This window comes from Streptomyces sp. JLYT201 (genome assembly GCF_059448825.1).
Genome location: NZ_CM182551.1, coordinates 8,600,773 through 8,617,876, shown reverse-complemented (window position 1 = coordinate 8,617,876; position 17,104 = coordinate 8,600,773). Strand labels below are relative to the sequence as shown.

General features: G+C 73.5%; 18 protein-coding genes. 8 read left to right on the top strand and 10 right to left on the bottom strand.

Annotated elements, in window-relative coordinates:
- Window positions 1–19 precede the first annotated feature (19 nt).
- Complete coding sequence (locus AC5WAM_RS36680) at window positions 20–688, top strand: DsbA family protein (protein ID WP_495520179.1); 669 nt, start codon at window positions 20–22, stop codon at window positions 686–688.
- Here the strand turns inward: AC5WAM_RS36680 and AC5WAM_RS36675 are convergent.
- On the bottom strand, window positions 663–1,265 hold the full coding sequence (locus AC5WAM_RS36675; protein WP_495520178.1) for a CGNR zinc finger domain-containing protein: 603 nt from the start codon (window positions 1,263–1,265) through the stop codon (window positions 663–665). The genes AC5WAM_RS36680 and AC5WAM_RS36675 overlap by 26 nt on opposite strands.
- Window positions 1,266–1,368: 103 nt before the next feature.
- Here AC5WAM_RS36675 and AC5WAM_RS36670 point away from each other — a divergent pair, with 103 nt between their 5' ends.
- On the top strand, window positions 1,369–2,631 hold the full coding sequence (locus AC5WAM_RS36670; RefSeq protein WP_495520177.1) for an MFS transporter: 1,263 nt from the start codon (window positions 1,369–1,371) through the stop codon (window positions 2,629–2,631).
- 4 nt (window positions 2,632–2,635) lie between these two features.
- A complete protein-coding gene (locus AC5WAM_RS36665; protein ID WP_495520176.1) occupies window positions 2,636–2,986 on the top strand; it encodes a hypothetical protein in 351 nt (116 codons plus the stop codon).
- A gap of 36 nt (window positions 2,987–3,022) precedes the next feature.
- On the opposite strand, the gene AC5WAM_RS36660 is transcribed toward AC5WAM_RS36665, so the two are convergent.
- The gene (locus AC5WAM_RS36660) at window positions 3,023–4,321 is read right to left on the bottom strand and encodes an MFS transporter (protein ID WP_495520175.1); all 1,299 of its coding nucleotides are present in this window, start codon (window positions 4,319–4,321) and stop codon (window positions 3,023–3,025) included.
- Window positions 4,322–4,376: 55 nt separating this feature from the next.
- Here AC5WAM_RS36660 and AC5WAM_RS36655 point away from each other — a divergent pair, with 55 nt between their 5' ends.
- A complete protein-coding gene (locus tag AC5WAM_RS36655) occupies window positions 4,377–5,378 on the top strand; it encodes an ArsR/SmtB family transcription factor (protein ID WP_366794937.1) in 1,002 nt (333 codons plus the stop codon).
- On the opposite strand, the gene AC5WAM_RS36650 is transcribed toward AC5WAM_RS36655, so the two are convergent.
- From AC5WAM_RS36650 to AC5WAM_RS36630, 5 genes are all read right to left on the bottom strand, one after another.
- A complete protein-coding gene (locus AC5WAM_RS36650) occupies window positions 5,375–6,340 on the bottom strand; it encodes a threo-3-hydroxy-L-aspartate ammonia-lyase (protein ID WP_495520174.1) in 966 nt (321 codons plus the stop codon). The two genes, AC5WAM_RS36655 and AC5WAM_RS36650, sit on opposite strands and share 4 nt — an antisense overlap.
- Window positions 6,337–7,047 carry a helix-turn-helix transcriptional regulator gene (locus AC5WAM_RS36645; RefSeq protein WP_495520173.1) on the bottom strand — a complete coding sequence of 237 codons (711 nt, stop codon included), beginning with the start codon at window positions 7,045–7,047 and terminating at the stop codon, window positions 6,337–6,339. The genes AC5WAM_RS36650 and AC5WAM_RS36645 overlap by 4 nt, the downstream gene beginning before the upstream one ends.
- Before the next feature lie 78 nt (window positions 7,048–7,125).
- A complete protein-coding gene (locus AC5WAM_RS36640) occupies window positions 7,126–7,770 on the bottom strand; it encodes a CatB-related O-acetyltransferase (protein WP_495520172.1) in 645 nt (214 codons plus the stop codon).
- 205 nt (window positions 7,771–7,975) lie between these two features.
- The gene (locus tag AC5WAM_RS36635; protein ID WP_495520171.1) at window positions 7,976–8,638 is read right to left on the bottom strand and encodes a hypothetical protein; all 663 of its coding nucleotides are present in this window, start codon (window positions 8,636–8,638) and stop codon (window positions 7,976–7,978) included.
- A gap of 236 nt (window positions 8,639–8,874) precedes the next feature.
- A complete protein-coding gene (locus AC5WAM_RS36630; protein ID WP_495520170.1) occupies window positions 8,875–9,207 on the bottom strand; it encodes a hypothetical protein in 333 nt (110 codons plus the stop codon).
- A 121-nt stretch (window positions 9,208–9,328) separates the two neighbouring features.
- On the opposite strand from AC5WAM_RS36630, the gene AC5WAM_RS36625 reads away from it, so the two are divergent.
- Complete coding sequence (locus AC5WAM_RS36625) at window positions 9,329–10,723, top strand: amino acid permease (RefSeq protein ID WP_495520169.1); 1,395 nt, start codon at window positions 9,329–9,331, stop codon at window positions 10,721–10,723.
- A gap of 131 nt (window positions 10,724–10,854) precedes the next feature.
- On the top strand, window positions 10,855–11,985 hold the full coding sequence (locus tag AC5WAM_RS36620) for an FAD-dependent oxidoreductase (protein ID WP_495520168.1): 1,131 nt from the start codon (window positions 10,855–10,857) through the stop codon (window positions 11,983–11,985).
- On the opposite strand, the gene AC5WAM_RS36615 is transcribed toward AC5WAM_RS36620, so the two are convergent.
- Both AC5WAM_RS36615 and AC5WAM_RS36610 read right to left on the bottom strand, forming a co-directional pair.
- Window positions 11,966–12,163: a hypothetical protein gene (locus AC5WAM_RS36615; RefSeq protein WP_495523788.1), complete on the bottom strand. Its 198-nt coding sequence runs from the start codon at window positions 12,161–12,163 to the stop codon at window positions 11,966–11,968. The two genes, AC5WAM_RS36620 and AC5WAM_RS36615, sit on opposite strands and share 20 nt — an antisense overlap.
- A complete protein-coding gene (locus tag AC5WAM_RS36610; protein WP_495520167.1) occupies window positions 12,078–12,497 on the bottom strand; it encodes a helix-turn-helix domain-containing protein in 420 nt (139 codons plus the stop codon). The genes AC5WAM_RS36615 and AC5WAM_RS36610 overlap by 86 nt, the downstream gene beginning before the upstream one ends.
- A gap of 319 nt (window positions 12,498–12,816) precedes the next feature.
- Here AC5WAM_RS36610 and AC5WAM_RS36605 point away from each other — a divergent pair, with 319 nt between their 5' ends.
- Together AC5WAM_RS36605 and AC5WAM_RS36600 are read left to right on the top strand one after the other, a co-directional pair.
- The gene (locus tag AC5WAM_RS36605; protein ID WP_495520166.1) at window positions 12,817–13,566 is read left to right on the top strand and encodes a FadR/GntR family transcriptional regulator; all 750 of its coding nucleotides are present in this window, start codon (window positions 12,817–12,819) and stop codon (window positions 13,564–13,566) included.
- A 23-nt stretch (window positions 13,567–13,589) separates the two neighbouring features.
- Complete coding sequence (locus tag AC5WAM_RS36600) at window positions 13,590–14,870, top strand: CynX/NimT family MFS transporter (RefSeq protein ID WP_495520165.1); 1,281 nt, start codon at window positions 13,590–13,592, stop codon at window positions 14,868–14,870.
- A gap of 83 nt (window positions 14,871–14,953) precedes the next feature.
- On the opposite strand, the gene AC5WAM_RS36595 is transcribed toward AC5WAM_RS36600, so the two are convergent.
- Window positions 14,954–17,071 (bottom strand): COG1361 S-layer family protein, encoded by a 2,118-nt coding sequence (locus tag AC5WAM_RS36595; RefSeq protein WP_495520164.1) that lies wholly within the window; start codon window positions 17,069–17,071, stop codon window positions 14,954–14,956.
- Between the last annotated feature and the right edge of the window lie 33 nt (window positions 17,072–17,104).

The window sequence follows — 17,104 nt, the reverse complement described above, 5'->3', positions numbered from 1 at the left end:
CTCCCCGCACCAAGGAACCATGAACAAGCTCAAGCGCAACCTGATCGTCACCGCCGTGATCGCGGCCGTCCTCGCCGCGGTCCTCGGCACCGCCCTGCTGGTCTCCCCCGACGACCGCGGAGGGGGCGGCACGGATGTCCAGCCCGCCGCGGACGCACAGCCCGTGCGCGCGGACAGCCACCGTCTGACCGACCCGAAGAAGAGCGAGCTGACCGTCGTCGAGTTCCTCGACTTCGAGTGCGAGGGGTGCGGCGCGATGTACCCGGTCGTGGAGAAGCTCCGCGAGGAGTACGGCGACCGGGTCACCTTCGTCGCCCGCTACTTCCCCATGCCCGGCCACCGCAACGGCGAGCTGGCCGCCCGCGCCGCTGAGGCCGCCGCACGGCAGGGCAAGTTCGAGGAGATGTACAGCAAGCTCTTCACCACCCAGAAGGAGTGGGGCGAGTCGCAGGACTGGAAGCAGGACGTGTTCCGCGGCTACGCCGAGCAGCTCGGCCTGGACATGGGCAAGTTCGACGCGGCGCTCGCCGATCCGGACACGGCGGGGCGCGTCCAGGCCGACCAGCGCGACGGGCTCGGCCTCGGCGCGCGCGGCACCCCGACGTTCGTCGTCGACGGCGCGGTGATCCCGACGCCCGCCTCGTACGCGGACTTCAAGGCGCTCATCGAGGAGCGGCTCGCCGACTGACCGGCCCGTCAGCGGCGAGCGGCGCCGGTGCCCCGCCCCGCGCACCGGCCGGACGTCCGCGCGCGGCCCGGGCGCGGTGGCGGCGCACCGCGTCCCGGTTGGCGCACGGGTGGGAGCAGTAGCGCTGCCGCCCGGTGCGGGAGGTGTCGGCGAAGATCGTGGTGCACTCGGTGACGGCGCAGCGCCGGAGGCGGTGCATACCGCGGCCCACGAGGTGCAGCGCCGTGCCGACGGAGAACAGCGCGTACAGCAGCGAGCCGAGCGACCGGGTGTCGTCGCGGTAGTGCAGGTGCCAGCCGTCACCCGCGTGGTCGGTCAGGCGCGGGTGGGCGGTGCTCGCCGCCAGCATCTCGTTGAGCCGGGCGGCGCGTTCGCGCTCGTCGGCGGCGTCGACGACCCGCTCCCAGGCGTCGAGCGCGACCCGTACGCGGTCCACGTCCTCGGGCACGGCGGGGTGTTCCAGAAGGAGTCCGGCGGCGCGGCAGCGGGCCGCGAGCTCATCGGCGTCGGCCGGGCGCCGGTTCGCGAGGTCCGCCGCCAGCTTCACCGCGTCCATACCGTAAGGGTTGAGCTGCATAAGGCTATTACAGCACCGTGGTCGTCATGCAGCGCAAGAAAGAACGCCGCGGGGCCGCGGCACGGCCGCCGCTCGGCCGCCCGGGAGCGAGGTGACCCCCGGCATGCTCACCAAGGTGCTGCCCGCCGCCGGACCGCAGCGGGTCCTGGCCCTGTCCAACTTCGTCAACACCCTCGGCAGCGGGCTGTACTTGACCGCGGGAGTGCTGTACTTCACCCAGGCGGTGGCCCTGCCGACGGGCCAGGTGGGGCTCGGCCTCGGCATCGCCGGGCTCGTCTCACTGGCCGCGGGCGTCGCCGTCGGCCACCTCGCGGACCGCCGCGGGGCGCGCGGCGTGTACGTCGGCACGCTCGTCGTGCAGGCGCTGGCCACGGCGGGTTTCGTCCTCGCCGACAGCTTCTGGCCGTTCGTCCTCGCAGTGTGCACGGCCACCGGCGCCAAGGCCGCGGGGGTGGCGGCGCGCAGCCCGCTCGTCCGCCACTACGGCGGGGACCGGCCGCAGGAGTTCCGCGCCTATCTGCGGGCCGTGACGAACGTGGGCATCTCCCTCGGCGCGCTGCTCGCGGGCGTGGCCGTCCAGGTGGGCACGCTCACCGCCTACCACCTCCTCGTCGTCGGCAACGCGCTCGCGTTCGCCGCCTCCGCCGCGGTCCTGCTCCCGCTGCCGCCGGTCGCGCCCGCACCCGCCGCGCCAGGGCCGCGCGGGGCGGCCCTGCGCGACCGGCCCTACCTCGTCCTGACCGCCCTCGACGGCGTCATGGCCATCCAGTTCAAAGTGCTCACCGTGGCCCTGCCGCTCTGGCTGGCCGAGGCCACCGCGGCGCCGCTCTCGCTGGTGTCGGTCACCATGCTCGTCAACACCCTCATCGTCGTCGCGTTCCAGGTGCGCGCCAGCCGCGGCGTCGACTCCCCCGGCGCGGGCGGGCGCGCCTACCGCCGCTCCGGCGTGGCCTTCCTGGGCTCCTGCTCCTTGATCTCGCTGTCCTCGGGGGTGCCCGCCCGGGCCGCCGTGGCGTTGCTCGTGACCGCCGTGGTGGTGCACGCCGTCGGCGAACTGTGGCACGCGGCAGCCGGGTTCGAGGTGTCCTTCGCCCTCGCCCCGCCCCACGCCACCGGCCAGTACCTCGGCGTCTTCGGCCTGGGCGCGGGCCTCGCCGAAGCCCTCGGACCGACCCTGCTCATCTCCCTGTGCATCACGTGGGGCCGCCCCGGCTGGTACGTGCTGGGCGCGCTGTTCGCCGTGACGGGCCTCGCGGCGCCGCTCGCCGTGCGGTGGGCCCGGCGGGCGCCGTCCCCGAGCGCACCGGGCGGCGGGGGTCCGGTCGGCCACCCGACGGATCACGTCCTGACCGGCTCGGTAGATTGATCACATGTCTTGCGTACTCGTGGTCGGCTACGACCCCCAGGCGATTCCCGGCGTCGACGCGGCAGCCGTGCACGCGGTGCTCGACGCGCAGCTGAACCGGTTCGCCGAGCTGGACATCGAGGCGGCCATGACGGTGGTCGTGCACGACCAGTCGGCCGAGCCCACCCTGGTGGCGTCCCTGACCGCGCGGCCGTGGGACGTCGTGGTCGTCGGCGGCGGGATCCGCAAGACCGAGCAGTTGCTTCCGCTCTTCGAGCAGATCGTGAACCTGACCCGCCGTCATGCGCCGCAGGCCGCCATCGCGTTCAACAGCAACGGCGGCGACACGGTCGAGGCGGCGCGGCGCTGGCTGTGAGCGCGCCCGTGCCCCCGAGGTGAGGAGCGGCCGCCGTCAGGGCCGGTTGCCGGGGGCGGGCGAGGCCTCTGTCGGTGCCGAAGGCCGGGGCGGGGCCGGTGCCTTGGGGAGTTCTCGCAGGGTGCGCAGGGGTGAGCTGCAGACCGGCAGGAACGCGCACGCCAAGCACACCGCGCCCGTCCACACCGCCACCCGCACGCCCGCGAGTTCGCCGATGGCCCCGGCGAGGGCCGCGCCGACGGCGAGCGCCCCGGTGAGCAGGAAGCGGAAGGTGGCGTTCATGCGGCCGAGGAGCGGGTCCGGCGTGAGGTGCTGGCGGAGCGTGACGCCCAGGACGTTGTCGAGGCCCGTCTTCGCGGTGACCGTCAGCCAGCCGGCGCACGCCACCCAGAACCAGGGCCCGTCGCCCACCAGGCCCACGGTGAGCCCGGCGGGCGCACACCACAGCCCGGTGCGCGCCAGGGCGCGGCCGTACCCGAGCCGGGCCGCCAGGCGGCGGGCGCAGGCGGCGCCGAGCAGCAGGCCCAGGCCGCCGATCGCCCAGTAGAGGCCGAGCGCCCCGGCGGGCAGGCCGAGTTCGCGGGTGAAGAGGACGGGCAGCATGACGTTGACCAGGTGCGAGCCGAGGTTGCCGAGCGCGCCGGTGAGGGCGAGGGCGCGCAGCTCGCGGTTGCCGAGGACGTGGCGCAGGCCTTCCCCGATCTCGGCCCGCAGGCGCCGCCGGGCGGCCGTGGGTGCCGGGGCCCGCCGCCGTCGGCCGATGCCGGTGAGGCCCGCGGCGGAGGCGAGGTAGGCGACCGCGCCGCCCGCGACCGCCAGCGGGGCGGTGGCGAGCTGCACCAGGAAGCCGCCCGCGCCCCGGCCCGCGATGTTGGCGCCCGCCATGAGGCTCACCACGGCGGTGTTCGCCGGGACGAGGCGGTCGCGGCCGACCAGTTCGGGCAGCACGCTCTGCGAGCCCACGTCGAAGAACACGGTGGCGCAGCCGTTGAGGAGCACGACGGCGTACAGCTGCGACAGGGACAGCGCGTCGAGCCACCAGGCGACGGGGACGGAGGCGAGCAGCACGGCGCGGGCGGCGTCGGCGGCCACCAGGACGCGGCGCGGCGGGAGCCGGTCCACCCACGCCCCGGCGGGCAGCCCGATGAGCAGGAAAGCGGCGGTGGACAGCGCGGCGAGGACGCCCGCCTGGCCGGGCCCCGCGTCGAGGACGGTGACGGCGAGCAGGGGGATCGCCACGTAGCCGACGTTGGTGCCGAGGTGGCTGAGGGCGCTCGCCGCGAAGAGCGTACGGAAGTCCCGTACGCCCCAAGGGGAGCCGGAGGCTGGGGTCATGCGCGACACGGTGCGCGATCTTCGGGGCCCCGCCCATTGATTTAGTCTGGGCTGAATGTTCGAGATCGAGTTCGGCATGGAGGACGTGGTCCGTACGCGTTTCGCGCTGTCCCCGCTGTGGGAGGTGGTGGCGAGCGTGCGGGTGCTGAAGGGCGCGGACGAACAGGGCCTGCACCGCGCGTGGGTGGAGCAGGTGCGGCCGCGCCTCGCCGCCGCGGACGTCGATCTGTCGCCGCTCTTCGACCTCGTGCCCGTCCCGACGCGCTCGCCGTGGGCGGGCCACGTCCCCGGATTCCTCTGCCCGCCGCCCACGACGCCGCTGCCGTCCCTCGCGGTGGAGCTGGCGACGGTACGGGCCACTCCCCCGGCGCTGCTGTGGACGAAGGCCGATGTGCCGCCCGCGCGGATGGCGGCGCTGCGCGCGGATCCGGCCGCCGTGCTCGGCCGCCTCGCGGAGGTGATCGAGGCGTACTGGGAGCTGGCCCTGGCCCCGTACTGGTCGCGGATCCTCACCCTCCTGGAGGGCGACATCCGCTATCGGGCGGGCCGGTTGGTGGAGGGCGGCGCGCAGCACCTGTTCGCCGACCTCGATCCGCAGGTCACCTGGGCGGGCGGCACGCTCCAGCTGGAGCACAGGACCGCACGCGGCACGCGCCCGCTGGACGGCCGGGGCCTGCTGCTCGTGCCGTCGGCCTTCGTGTGGCCGCGCGTCTTCTCGATCCTCAACGAGCCGTGGCAGCCCTCGCTGCGCTATCCGCCGCGGGGCGTGGGCACGCTCTGGGAGTCCCGCCCGGTACCGGCGTCCGAAGCCCTCGCGGGCGTGCTGGGCCGCTCCCGCGCGAGCCTCCTGGCCGAGCTGACCGCCCCGGCGTCGACCACCGCCCTCGCCCGCCGCACCGGCCTCACCCCCGGCGGCGTCTCCCAGCACCTCACGCTCCTGCGCACGGCGGGCCTGGTGAGCGCCCACCGGGCGGGCCGCCAGGTCCTGTACGCACGCACCCGGGCGGGCGAGACGCTGGTGGCGGCGGTCGCGGGTGCCGCCGCCTCAGCCGGCTAGCCGCAGAGCTCCGCGAAGCGCTCGGTGCTGACGTTGCCGCCGGAAATGAGGACGCCGACGCGCGGCGGGACCTGGGGGAGGCGGCCCGCCAGGAGGGCCGCGATGCCGGTCGCCCCGCTGGGCTCGATCACGATCTTGAGGCGCTCGAAGGCGAACCGCATCGCGTCGCGGATCTCGTCGTCGGAGACGAGCACGACCTCGTCCACCAGGCGCTGGTTGATGGGGAAGGTCAGCTCGCCGGGGGTCTCGATGGCCTGGCCGTCGGCGATGGTGCGCGGGACCGGGACGGAGACGCGGTGACCGGCCTCGAGGGACCGCTTGGTGTCGTCGCCCGCCTCCGGCTCCACTCCGATCACACGGATCCGCTCGTTGAGGCCCTTCACGGCCGTGGCGCTGCCCGCGATCAGACCGCCGCCGCCCACCGGGCTGACCAAGGCGTCCAACGTCCCGACCTCCTCGATGAGTTCGAGTGCGGCGGTGCCCTGGCCCGCGATGACGTCCGGGTGGTCGTACGGCGGGACCAGGGTGAGGTCGCGCTCCTCGGCCAGCTGCCTGCCGATCGCGGTGCGGTCGCCGGAGTAGCGGTCGTACGTGACGATCTCGGCGCCGTACCCCTCGGCGGCCCGGCGCTTGGAGAGCGGGGTGTCCTCCGGCATGAGGATCACGGCGGTGCTGCCGCGCTCGCGGGCCGCGAGCGCGATGGCCTGGGCGTGGTTGCCGGAGGAGAACGAGGCGATGCCCTTGGCCAGTTGCTCGGGGGTGAGCCGGGCCACCGCGTTGTAGGCGCCGCGGAACTTGAAGGCGCCGATCCGCTGGAAGTTCTCGCACTTGAGGAAGACCTCGGCGCCCAAGCGGGCGTCCAGGGTGCGGGAGCGGAGGACGGGCGTGCGGTGGGCGACGCCCTTGAGCCGGGCGGCGGCGTCGCGCACGTCGTCGAGGGTGACCAGGGGGGTGCTCGTCATGCGGGTGCTCCTGGTGGGGTGTGGGGCCCGGGCTGCGGTGCGCCCTGGGCGCGGGACTTGGCGAGATAGCTGTAGGCGGAGGCGCGGGAGATGCCGAGGCGGGCGGCGACCTGCGGGACGGCGCCCCGCACGGCGAAGACGCCGTGCTCGTCGAGGCCGCGGAAGAGCTCCACGCGCGCGTCGCGGCCGAGCTCGCTCCACGGGCGGCTGAGCTGGAGCTGGTGGCTGTCGACGATGGAGGTGACGACGGACCCGACGTCGTCGCCGAACGTCGTGGTCGGCACCTCCGAGCGGGGGGTCACGCCCGCGAGTTCGCCGATGAGGGCGCTCGCCTGCTGGACCGCGGTGATGTCGAGGTTGACGCACAGCGCGCCGAACACCGAGCCGCCGCTGTCGCGCAGCAGCATCGTCGACGACTTGACCAGCGTGCCGTCCCGGGTGCGGGTCAGATAGTTCAGCTCGTCGGCCGCGTCGTCGCCGCGGGCCAGCATGCCCATGCCGATCTCGCTCATCGAGCCGCCGACGCTGCGGCCCGTGACGGCTCCGGCGATCGCCACGACGGACCTCTCCGGCCGCCGGTAGTCGTGGACGACCGCTTCGCACAGGGAGCCGAAGGTGGCGACGAGCCCCTCGACCACCGGTGCGAGCGCGGCGATGATCGCGTCGCGCTCGGCGTTCCGTACGTCGTCGGCGCTCTCGGCGCTCATGTGGTGGCCCTCCCCTGCCGCAACAGCTCTGGACACAACGTACACCGATTGGACAGAAAGTCCAGAGCTGTTGGCGGGCTAGGCCGTGGGCGCCGCCGCCTCCAGGTCGGCGACGCTGCCCGACATCACCGCGGCGACGTGGCGCGTGAGGTGCTCGGGCGGCCAGTCCCACCAGGCCAGTTCGAGGAGCCGCGCGATGTCCTCGTCGCTGAAGCGGCGGCGCAGCAGCCGGGCGGGGTTGCCACCGACGATGCCGTAGTCGGGGACGTCGTCGACGACGACGGAGCCGGAGGCGATGACCGCGCCGTGGCCGATGCGGACGCCCGGCATGACCAGGGTCCGGTAGCCGAACCACACGTCGTTGCCGACGACGGTGTCGCCGCGGCCGGGCAGCCCGCTGATGAGGTCGAAGTGGTCGGCCCAGGAGCCTCCCATGATGGGGAAGGGGAACGTGGACGGGCCGTCCATGCGGTGGTTGGCGCCGTTCATGATGAACCGCGTGCCTTCGCCGAGGGCGCAGAACTTGCCGATGACGAGCTTCTCGGGCCCGTAGTGGTAGAGCACGTTGCGCGTCTCGAAGGCCGTCGCGTCGTCGGGGTCGTCGTAGTACGAGAACTCGCCGACCTCGATCAGCGGCGAGGTGATCAGCGGTTTGAGGAGCACCACGCGGGGCTGCCCGGGCATCGGGTGCAGGACGGTGGGGTCGGCGGGAACGAGGGGCATGGTGGCGCCTTTCCGGTGTGCGGTACGGGCCTCGGGCGCGGGTGCGCCCGCCTCATGGTCCCTGGATCGACCGGCTCGCGGCACGGGGTTTACGCGCCGGGGGAACCACCGGCCGTGGACGCGCCCGGGCCCCCGGCACGTCCGCTGTGGGACGTGCCGGGGGCCCGGGTCAGGTGCGCGAAGGGGCGCCGGGAGGGGTCAGGGGTCAGCGCACCGTCACGGTGAAGACGGGCGACAGGGTGGCGCCGCTCTTGGTGCGCAGCTCGTTCTTGCCCTTGAGGCCGAGCTTGACGCGCAGGGAGTACGCGCCGGACTTGTTGACGGTGGTGGACGCGGGCAGCGTCTTCCAGGTGCCGCGCTGCTTCTGCTGCAGGTCGACCTTGGCGCCCGCCTTGATGCCGGTGGCCTTGCCGTTGACGCGCAGCTCCTGCCAGGCCTTCACGGAGGTCGTGGACGGCTTGGCGGTCAGCGCGGCCTTCGCCTTGGCGGTGGGGCTGGTCTTCTGGGTGCCGAGGCTCTTGCCGGTCTTGACGTCCCAGATGGCGTACGGGGTGCCGCCGCCCTGCGTCTTGCTGTACAGGCGCTTGCCGTCGGCGCTCAGGTGCAGGTAGATGCCGTCGTCGACGGTCTGGCCCGGCTTGAGGGCCTTGCCGTGGTAGTACGGCTTGCCGCCCTTGACGGTGAGGGTGACACCGGCGCCGATGTCGATCTTCACGGGCTTGGCGGCGGCGGTCCGCACCGCGGCGGGCCGCTCGGGGGCGGGGGTGCTCGCCAGCGCGGCCGCGGCCGGGGCCAGGAGGGCCGTACCGGCGAGAACCGAGACGGCGGCGGTACGGAGGGCGCTGCGGCGGTGAGTGGTGGTGCGCATAACGACGGTGTTCCCCTTCACGGTCATGGATCTGTTCGCGTGCACGGCACGGCTGCGCCCTCGGGCGGCGCCGCGCGGTGCGGTCCCGTTTTGTCCCCGCCGTCCGTGCTGTCCGGCGAGTACGGAATCAACCTAGTTCACCCGCCATTACGGCTATCCGAAGATCATGTAACGGTGCCCCATAGATCACTTCACGGCATGCCATCGGCCCGCTCCCCGCGCCGCCGGGGCCGTCCTCAGCCGTCGAGGCGCACCCCCTGCTTCCTCGCGTACGCCTCCCTCGCCTTGGTGTGCCACCACTCGGAGAGTTCGATCCGCAGCGACTGTGCCATCCACGTCACCAGCCGCTCGGGCGGGGTGCCGTTGAAGACGTTGATGTCGCCGCTGTCGCGCTCGGAGCGGACCGACCAGCGCCCGTCGGGGGCGACGACGTCCAGGTAGACGTCGAACTTCCGCCCGCTCACGACGACTTCGAGGTCCGTGACCTCCAGGACGACGCGTCCGCCCTCGTCCCACTTCCCCACGACCAGCGGGACCAGCAGGTCCCGTACTTCCTCCGGAGTCAGCATCCGTCCAGGGTCCCGCACCCGCCGTGGACCGCGGGTCCCGGGCCCTCGGGGCCGCCGCCTCCACGCACCCGCAACACCGCGGCAACACCCCCGCAGAGTTGGCCGCCTAGCGTCGCCTGACGTGAGTACGGACACGCGGAACACCTCGGCCCCGCCCGCCCCCACGTCCGGCGAGGGCGGCCTGGCGAAGGGCCTCCAGCGGCGGCACATGAACCTGATCGCGCTGGGCGGGGTGATCGGCGCCGGGCTCTTCGTGGGCAGCGGCGTGGTCGTGCGGCAGACCGGGCCCGCGGCCGTCCTCTCCTTCCTGGCCGCCGGTGTCCTGACCGTGCTCATCATGCGGATGCTCGCGGAGATGACGGTGGCGCGGCCCGCGCTCGGCTCCTTCTACGCCCACGTGCGCGAGACGCTCGGTGCCCGCGCCGGGTTCGCCGTCGGCTGGCTGTACTGGTACTTCTTCGTGATCGTCGTCGCCGTGGAGGCGGTGGCGGGCGGGCGGATCATCCAGCTGTGGCTGCCGCAAGCACCGCTGTGGGCCATCAGCCTCGTCCTGATGGCCCTGCTCACGGCGACGAACATGGTGTCCGCGCGCTCCTTCGGCGAGTTCGAGTACTGGTTCTCGTCCGTGAAAGTGCTCGCCATCGTCGTGTTCCTGTTCCTGGGCGCGCTGTACGTCCTCGGGCTCTGGCCCGAGGCGTCCGGCGGCCTCGGCCACCTCACCGCGCACGGCGGCTTCGCACCCGAGGGTGCGGGGGCGGTGCTCGCCGCGGTCGTGCCGTGCGTCGGGTTCTTCACCGGCGCGGAGATCGTGACCATCGCGGCGGCGGAGTCCACCGAGCCCGAGCGCGCCGTCGCCGCGGCGATCCGGTCGATCGTGCTGCGGGTCGTCGCGTTCTACGTCCTGTCCATCCTCGTGGTCGTCGCGGTGGTCCCCTGGACCGACGACGCCGTCGAGGTCAGCCCCTACGCGGCCGTCCTGGAGCGCCTGGACGTGCCCGCGGCGGCGACCGTCATGAACGCGGTCGTCCTGGTGGCGGTCCTGTCCTGCCTCAACTCCGCGCTCTACACCTCGTCCCGGATGCTCTTCGCGCTCACCCGCGGCGGTGACGCGCCGCGCGGCTTCACCAGGCTCAGCCGGGGCGGCGTGCCCCGCCGCGCGATCCTCGCGGGCACGTCCGTCGGCTACGCCTCGGTCATCGCGGCGTGGATCTCCCCCGACGTCGTCTTCCAGTTCCTCATCGACTCGTACGGGGCCATCGCCCTCTTCGTCTACCTGGCGATCGCCGTCGCCCAGCTGCGCATGCGACGCGCCCTGGAGCGCGAGTCCCCCGACCGGCTCACCCTCCGCATGTGGGGCTTCCCCTGGCTGAGCCGCCTCACGATCGCCGCCATGGGCGCGGTCATCCTCGCGATGGCCTTCCTGCCCGACAGCCGTACGCAGTTCTGGCTGAGCCTGCTGACGGTGGCGATCGTGCTCGGGGCGTACGAGGTGAGGCGGCGACGCGGGCAGGAGTAGAGCCGCGGCGGCTGTAGACCCCCTGTCGGGGCCTGTAGGCGCGCTGTCGGCGGCCCGTCGGCGGGGTCCGGCACCTTGTGGGGACGGCCGCACCGGAGATCACCGGGCGGCGCCGACCCCGAGGAGCCCGCATGCCCCCGCACGTCACGATCATCGGTGCCGGACTCGGCGGACTCACCCTGGCCCGCGTCCTGCACCTCCACGGCATCCCGGCCACCGTCCACGAGGCGGAGCCCTCCCCCGCCGCCCGCGCGCAGGGCGGACTGCTCGACATCCACGACTACAACGGCCAAATAGCCCTCACCGCGGCCGGCTTGATGGAGGAGTTCCGAGACATCGTCCTGGAGGGCCGCCAGGCCATGCGGATCCTCAGCCCCGACGGAACCGTCCAGGGCGAAGTCGCCGACGACGGCACGGGCGGCCGCCCCGAGGTGCAGCGCGGCGAGCTGCGGCAGGTCCTGCTCGACTCGCTCCCGGCCGGCACCGTCCGGTGGGGGCACAAGGTCAGCGGCGCCCGCGCCCTCGGCGAGGGGCGCCACGAGGTGACGTTCGCCGACGGCGGCACCCTCGTCACCCGCCTCCTGGTCGGCGCGGACGGCGCGTGGTCACGGGTGCGGCCGCTGCTCACCGCCGCCGTCCCCGCCTACACCGGCAAGTCGGTGGTCGAGACCTATCTCTTCGACGCCGACCACCGCCACCCCGCCACCGCGAAGGCCGTCGGCGGCGGCTCGATGATCGCGCCCGCGCCGGGCAGGGAGATCTTCGCGCACCGGGAGAGGGGCGGCACGCTCCACGCCTACGCGGGCCTTTCCGAGCCGCAGGAGTGGTTCGCCGCCATCGACTTCACCGACGCCGCCGGGGCCGCCGCACGGATCGCGCGGGAGTTCGACGGCTGGGCGCCTGAGCTGACCGCGCTCATCACCGCCAGCGACGTCGCGCCGGTCCTGCGCCCCCTCTACGCCCTGCCGCACGGGCACCGCTGGGACCGGGTGCCCGGGGTGACCCTGCTCGGCGACGCCGCCCACCTCGCGGCCCCCAACGGCGAGGGCGCCAACCTCGCCATGCTCGACGGCGCCGAACTCGGCCGGGCCATCGCCGCACACCCCGACGACATCGAGGCCGCGCTCAGCGCGTACGAACCGGACATGTTCACCCGGAGCGCCGAGCCCACTCCCCTTGACGGCATGGAGGACCACGAGATCGGCTCCGAGAACGGAGCGGCCCAGGCCATGCTCCAGCTGATCACCGCACACGGGCGCTGAGTTCGGCTTGTCGGCACTTGTCCCAGCAGTGGATTTCCAGCGTTGTCAGGTGGGGCAGAGCCGTGCGTACGCACGCGAGGTCGTCGACGCCCTCAGCACCGTTCAGCATCAGGCTCCGGATCTGCGGTGACGGCGGAAGCTGCGCGAGCAGGGCCAGTCCGGATTCGGTTTGCAGCATGAGGCGATCCACCTGGTGGAGTGGCGCCACCAGGTACATTCCTCCGACGGCGTTGCACAGGTTCAAGGTGGACAGGTTCGCCCGCGGGAGGCGGCACCGCCCGGTCCCGGAGCCGTAGCAGTTCCTCCGGGTCGGCGCCGAGCGCGGCGGCGAGGGCCGCCACCGTCGCGTCGCTCGGCACCCCCGTCCCGTTCAGGGCCTGGCTCACGGTCGTGCGCCCGAGCCCGGCCCGCCGGGACAGCGTGATCATGGAGAGGCGCCGCCGCGCGCGCAGGTTCCGCAGCCGCCCCTTCAGGTCCGCCAGCGCGTCCGCCCCGTCCTCGCTCGCCCCCACCGGCCCCTCCTCGGACAGCGCCCCCTCGTCGTTCGGACCCGTTCATCTTGGTCCAACCGGACGTCCTCGTACGGAACTTCGGACATCTTCCTTCCCGTCGGACATCCGCCCGGCGCTTCCGGGCCCGCCGCCCCGCCGCGCGCGGACGCCGCCTTCGGCACGACGCTCACCCTGGCCACCGCGCTGCTCGCGGTGTGCCTCTCGGGGGCGGGCCCGGCCGCTTGACACCACAAACATCGGATGTTCCCATGTTTGGGCATCCAGAGAACACCCAGAGAAGACGTACGTCCCGAACCGTTCGGCAGAGAGGCCCCGACCGATGCCGCTGCGCACCACCGCACGGACCAACCTCGTCGATCTCGTCATCGCCCAGATGGAGAGCCTCATCGCCGACGGCGAGTGGCCGGTCGGGGCGAAGATCCCGGCCGAGCCGCAGCTCGTGGAGCAGCTCTCCGTCGGCCGCAACACCGTGCGGGAGGCCGTCCGCGCCCTGGTGCACACCGGGATGCTCGAACCCCGCCAGGGCGACGGCACCTATGTGCGCGCGAGCAGCGACCTCGGCGCCGCCGTGCAGCGGCGGCTGCGCAGGGCGGGTGTCCTGGAGGCGTACGAGGTGCGGGCCTCGCTGGAGCGGGACGCCGCCCGGTACGCGGCCGAGCGCCGCACCCCGGAGGACCTCGACGCGCTGCGGACGGCCCTCGCCGAGCGCGGCCGGGCCTGGGAGGCCGGGGACATCGAGGCGTTCATCGACGCGGACATGACCTTCCACCGCACGGTGGCGGCCGCCGCCCACAACAGCGTCCTCGCCGATCTGTACGGGCACCTCAGCGACGGGATGCGCTCCACCCTCCAGTCGGTGGTCGGCGCCCCGGTCCCCGACTCCGTACGCCACCAGATCGGGGCCCACCGGGCGATCCTCGACGCCATCGAGGCGCGGGACCCCGCCGCGGCCGAGTCCGCCGTGCTCGCCCATCTCGCCGAGGGCATGGCCGCGCTGCGCGAGCAGCCGCTGGACGACCACGGCAGCGACACCACCGACGGTGCGGCCGCCGCCGCACCCACCCACTGACACCCCACCCCAGGAGACACGGCATGCGCAGGGAAGCGCCCGCCGCCACGGCCACCGTGGCGCGGGACGACGACACCACCGACACGGCGCCCGACCAGGCCCCGCCGAGCCCGCCCGGGGTCACCGGGCGCCGCGCGCTGTACCTCGGTCTCGGCGTCGTCCTGCTCGCCCTGAACCTGCGCCCCGCGCTCGTCGCCGTCTCCCCCCTCGCGGACGTCATCCGCGACGACAGCGGCATGTCGGCCACGGCCACCAGCCTGCTCACGGCCCTGCCCCTGCTGTGCTTCGGCCTGCTCGCGCCGGTCGCGCCCGGCCTCGGCCGCCGCTTCGGCATGGAGCGCGCGCTGCTCGGCACCATGGCGCTGATCTGCGCGGGCACCGCGCTGCGGATGGTGGACTCGGTCATCGCCCTGTTCGCCGGCACGGTCGTCATCGGCGCGGGCATCGCCGTCGCCAACGTGCTCCTGCCCGGCCTGATCAAGCGGGACTTCCCGGGCCGCGCGGGCCTGATGACGGGCCTGTACTCGATGTCGCTGTTCGGCGGTGCCGCGCTCGCGGCCGGTGTCACGCTGCCGGTGCGGGACGCCTCGGGCATGGACTGGCGGACCACGCTGGCGTGCTGGGGCGCGCTCGCGCTGCTCGCCCTCGTGGTGTGGCTGCCGCAGGTGCGCTCGCGCACCCGCGTCGCCGCGGCGGCGGCCCGGCAGGCGGCGCACCCGGTGCGCGGCCTGTGGCGCTCGCCCCTGGCCTGGCAGGTCACCGCGTACATGGGGCTGCAATCGCTGAACTACTACGCCGCCGCGGCCTGGCTGCCGACGCTGCTCCAGGACTCGGGGATGAGCGCGGGCGACGCGGGGTGGATGCTGTCGTTCTCGGCGCTGCTCGGCATCACGGGCTCGTTCGTGACCCCGGTGATCGTCGGCAGGCGGCTGAGCTCCGCGCTGCTCTCGACGCTCGGCGCGCTCCTGTGCGCGGCCGGGTACGCCGGGCTGCTCGCCGCCCCGGTCGGCGGCGCCTATGTGTGGATGAGCCTGCTCGGGCTCGGCCAGGGCGCGGCGATCAGCCTCGCGCTGCTGTTCATCGTGCAGCGGGCGCCGGACGCCCGGCACGTCGCGCAGCTGTCCAGCATGGCGCAGTGCTTCGGCTACGTCCTCGCCGCCACGGGGCCCGCCATCCTGGGCGCCGTCCACGACGCGTCCCACGACTGGACGATTCCCGTGGCGGTGCTCCTGGTGCTGCTGGTCCCCCAGGTCGTGGTGGGCGTCGGCGCGGCCCGCGACCGGCACGTGCGCGGGACCGCGTAGCGCGTGCGGACACCCCTGTGGGGCGGGCCCGAACGGCCCGCCCCACAGGGGTTCTCAGGGATTCGCCGCGACGCCGGGAGGCGTCAGGGAATCTGCTTGGTCACCTCCAGGTCGGCCGTCGGCTTGGTGACCTTGCCTCCGGGCGGGCCCGTGGTGCTGGAGTTGTTGTCGGTGACCGGGTCCTTGGTCGCCGACGACACGGTGGCCGTGTTGTCGAGGTCGTCGCCGTCACCGGTGTAGGTGGCGGCGAGCTTCACCTTGATCACCCAGCTGACCGAGGCCCCGGGGGCCAGGGTCGCGAGGGGGCCGCAGGTGACCGTGCGGCCCGCGGTGCACGGGTCGTCCGAGGAGACGAAGCTCAACGCCGTCGGCAGGACGTCGGACACCTGGACCTGTTCGGCCTGGGACGGGCCCTTGTTGGTGACCGTCAGCGTGTAGTCGAAGGTCTCGCCGGGGGCGACGGGCTTGTCGGTGGCGGGCTTCTTCACGATCGCCAGGTCGGCGGCGGGGGCCGCGATCTCGCCGTCGGGCGGTCCCGCGGTGTCGGTGTCGTTCTCGCTCGCCGGGTCGATGTTGTCGGCGGTGACGTGAGCGGTGTTCTTGATGTCGCTGCCGTCGCCCTGGTAGGCGGGGTCCACCTTCACCGTCAGCGTGTACTCCACGGTCTCGCCGACCTTGAGCGGGGTCGTCCGCCGGCAGTTGACCACCTGCCCGGAGACCGTGCACCCGGTGGGCGAGGAGGAGACGTACGACAGGCCCACGGGCAGGTCGTCGGTGAGCTTGACGTTGTAGGCGTCGGCCGACGGGCCCTTGTTGGTGACGGTGATCTTGTAGTCGAAGGTCTCGCCGGGGCGCGGCGCGGTGTCGCCGACGGCGGTCTTGGTCACGGCCAGGTCGGCCGTGGGCTTGTTGACCTTGCTGCCGGGCACCCCGGCCTCCGCGCTGTTGTTGCCCGGGACGGGGTCGGCGGTGTCCGAGGAGACGGTCGCGGTGTTGCGGATGTCGCTGCCGTCACCGGTGTACTCGGAGTCGAGCCGGACGGTGAACTTCCACGTCTTGGACGCGCCCGGTTCCAGGACGGCCTGCGGCCCGCAGGTGACGGTCTGGCCGGAGGCGGTGCAGCCGTCCGCCGAGCCCACGAAGGCGAGGCGCGCGGGCAGGGTGTCGGTCGCCTTCGCGTTGAGCGCCCGGGAGGGTCCGTCGTTGGTGACGGTCACCGCGTACTCGAAGGTCTCGCCCGGCGCGATGGGCGTGGTGGTCGTGGGCGCCTTGCCCGCCCAGAGGTCGGCCTGGGGCTCGGTGACGCCGCCCGGCGGGAGCACCGCCTCGCTGGTGTTGTTGCTGAGGTCGGGGTCCTTGGAGTCGGACGTCGACGTCGCGGTGTTGCGCAGGTCGGAGCCGTCACCCTGGTAGGCGGCGCTCAGCTTGACCTTGAACGTCCACTTCACGGAGGCGCCGGGGGTGAGCTTGGCGTGCGGGCCGCAACTCACGGTCTGTCCGGACGCCGTGCAGGGGTCGGCCGACGACACGAACGAGACGCCGTCGGGCAGCGTGTCCGTGGCGCGCACGTTGCGGGCGTCCGAGAGCCCGGCGTTGGAGGCCTCGATCTCGTACTCGTACTCCTGGCCGGGCACGATCGGCCCGTTGCCGAGGGCCGTCTTCACGGTCGAGATGTCCGACTCGGGCGTGAAGGGTCCCGGCGGCGTGACCGGGTCGGGCTTGTTGTTGTCGGGGTCGGGGTCGGTGGCGTCCGACGTGCCCGACGCGCTGTTGCCGAGGTCCGAGCCGTCGCCCTGGTAGGAGGAGCTGAGCTGGGCGATGAACCTCCACTTCTTGGTCTGGCCCACGCCGAGCTGCGGCTCGGGGCCGCACGTCACCGTGCGGCCGCTGGCGGTGCAGCCGTCGGCCGAGGACACGAACGACATGCCTTCGGGCAGCGTGTCCGTCGCGGTCACGTTGCGGGCCACCGAGGGCCCGTTGTTCTTCGCCGTCAGGGTGTACGTGACCAGTCCGCCGGGCGGGGTGTCCGCCTTGCCCGCCGCGGGCAGGGCGCGGCTCAGGTGCGTGGTCACCCTCGCCCCCGATCCGGACGGCGCTGCCGCCCGGGCCGGGCCCTGGCCGGACCACTGCGGCAGCACGCAGATCAGCGCGGCGACCGCGGCGCCCACGAAGGCGCGTCGGCGATGTCGTGTCGTACTCATCTCACATCGGTTCCGTTCGTGCTCCGGTCACGT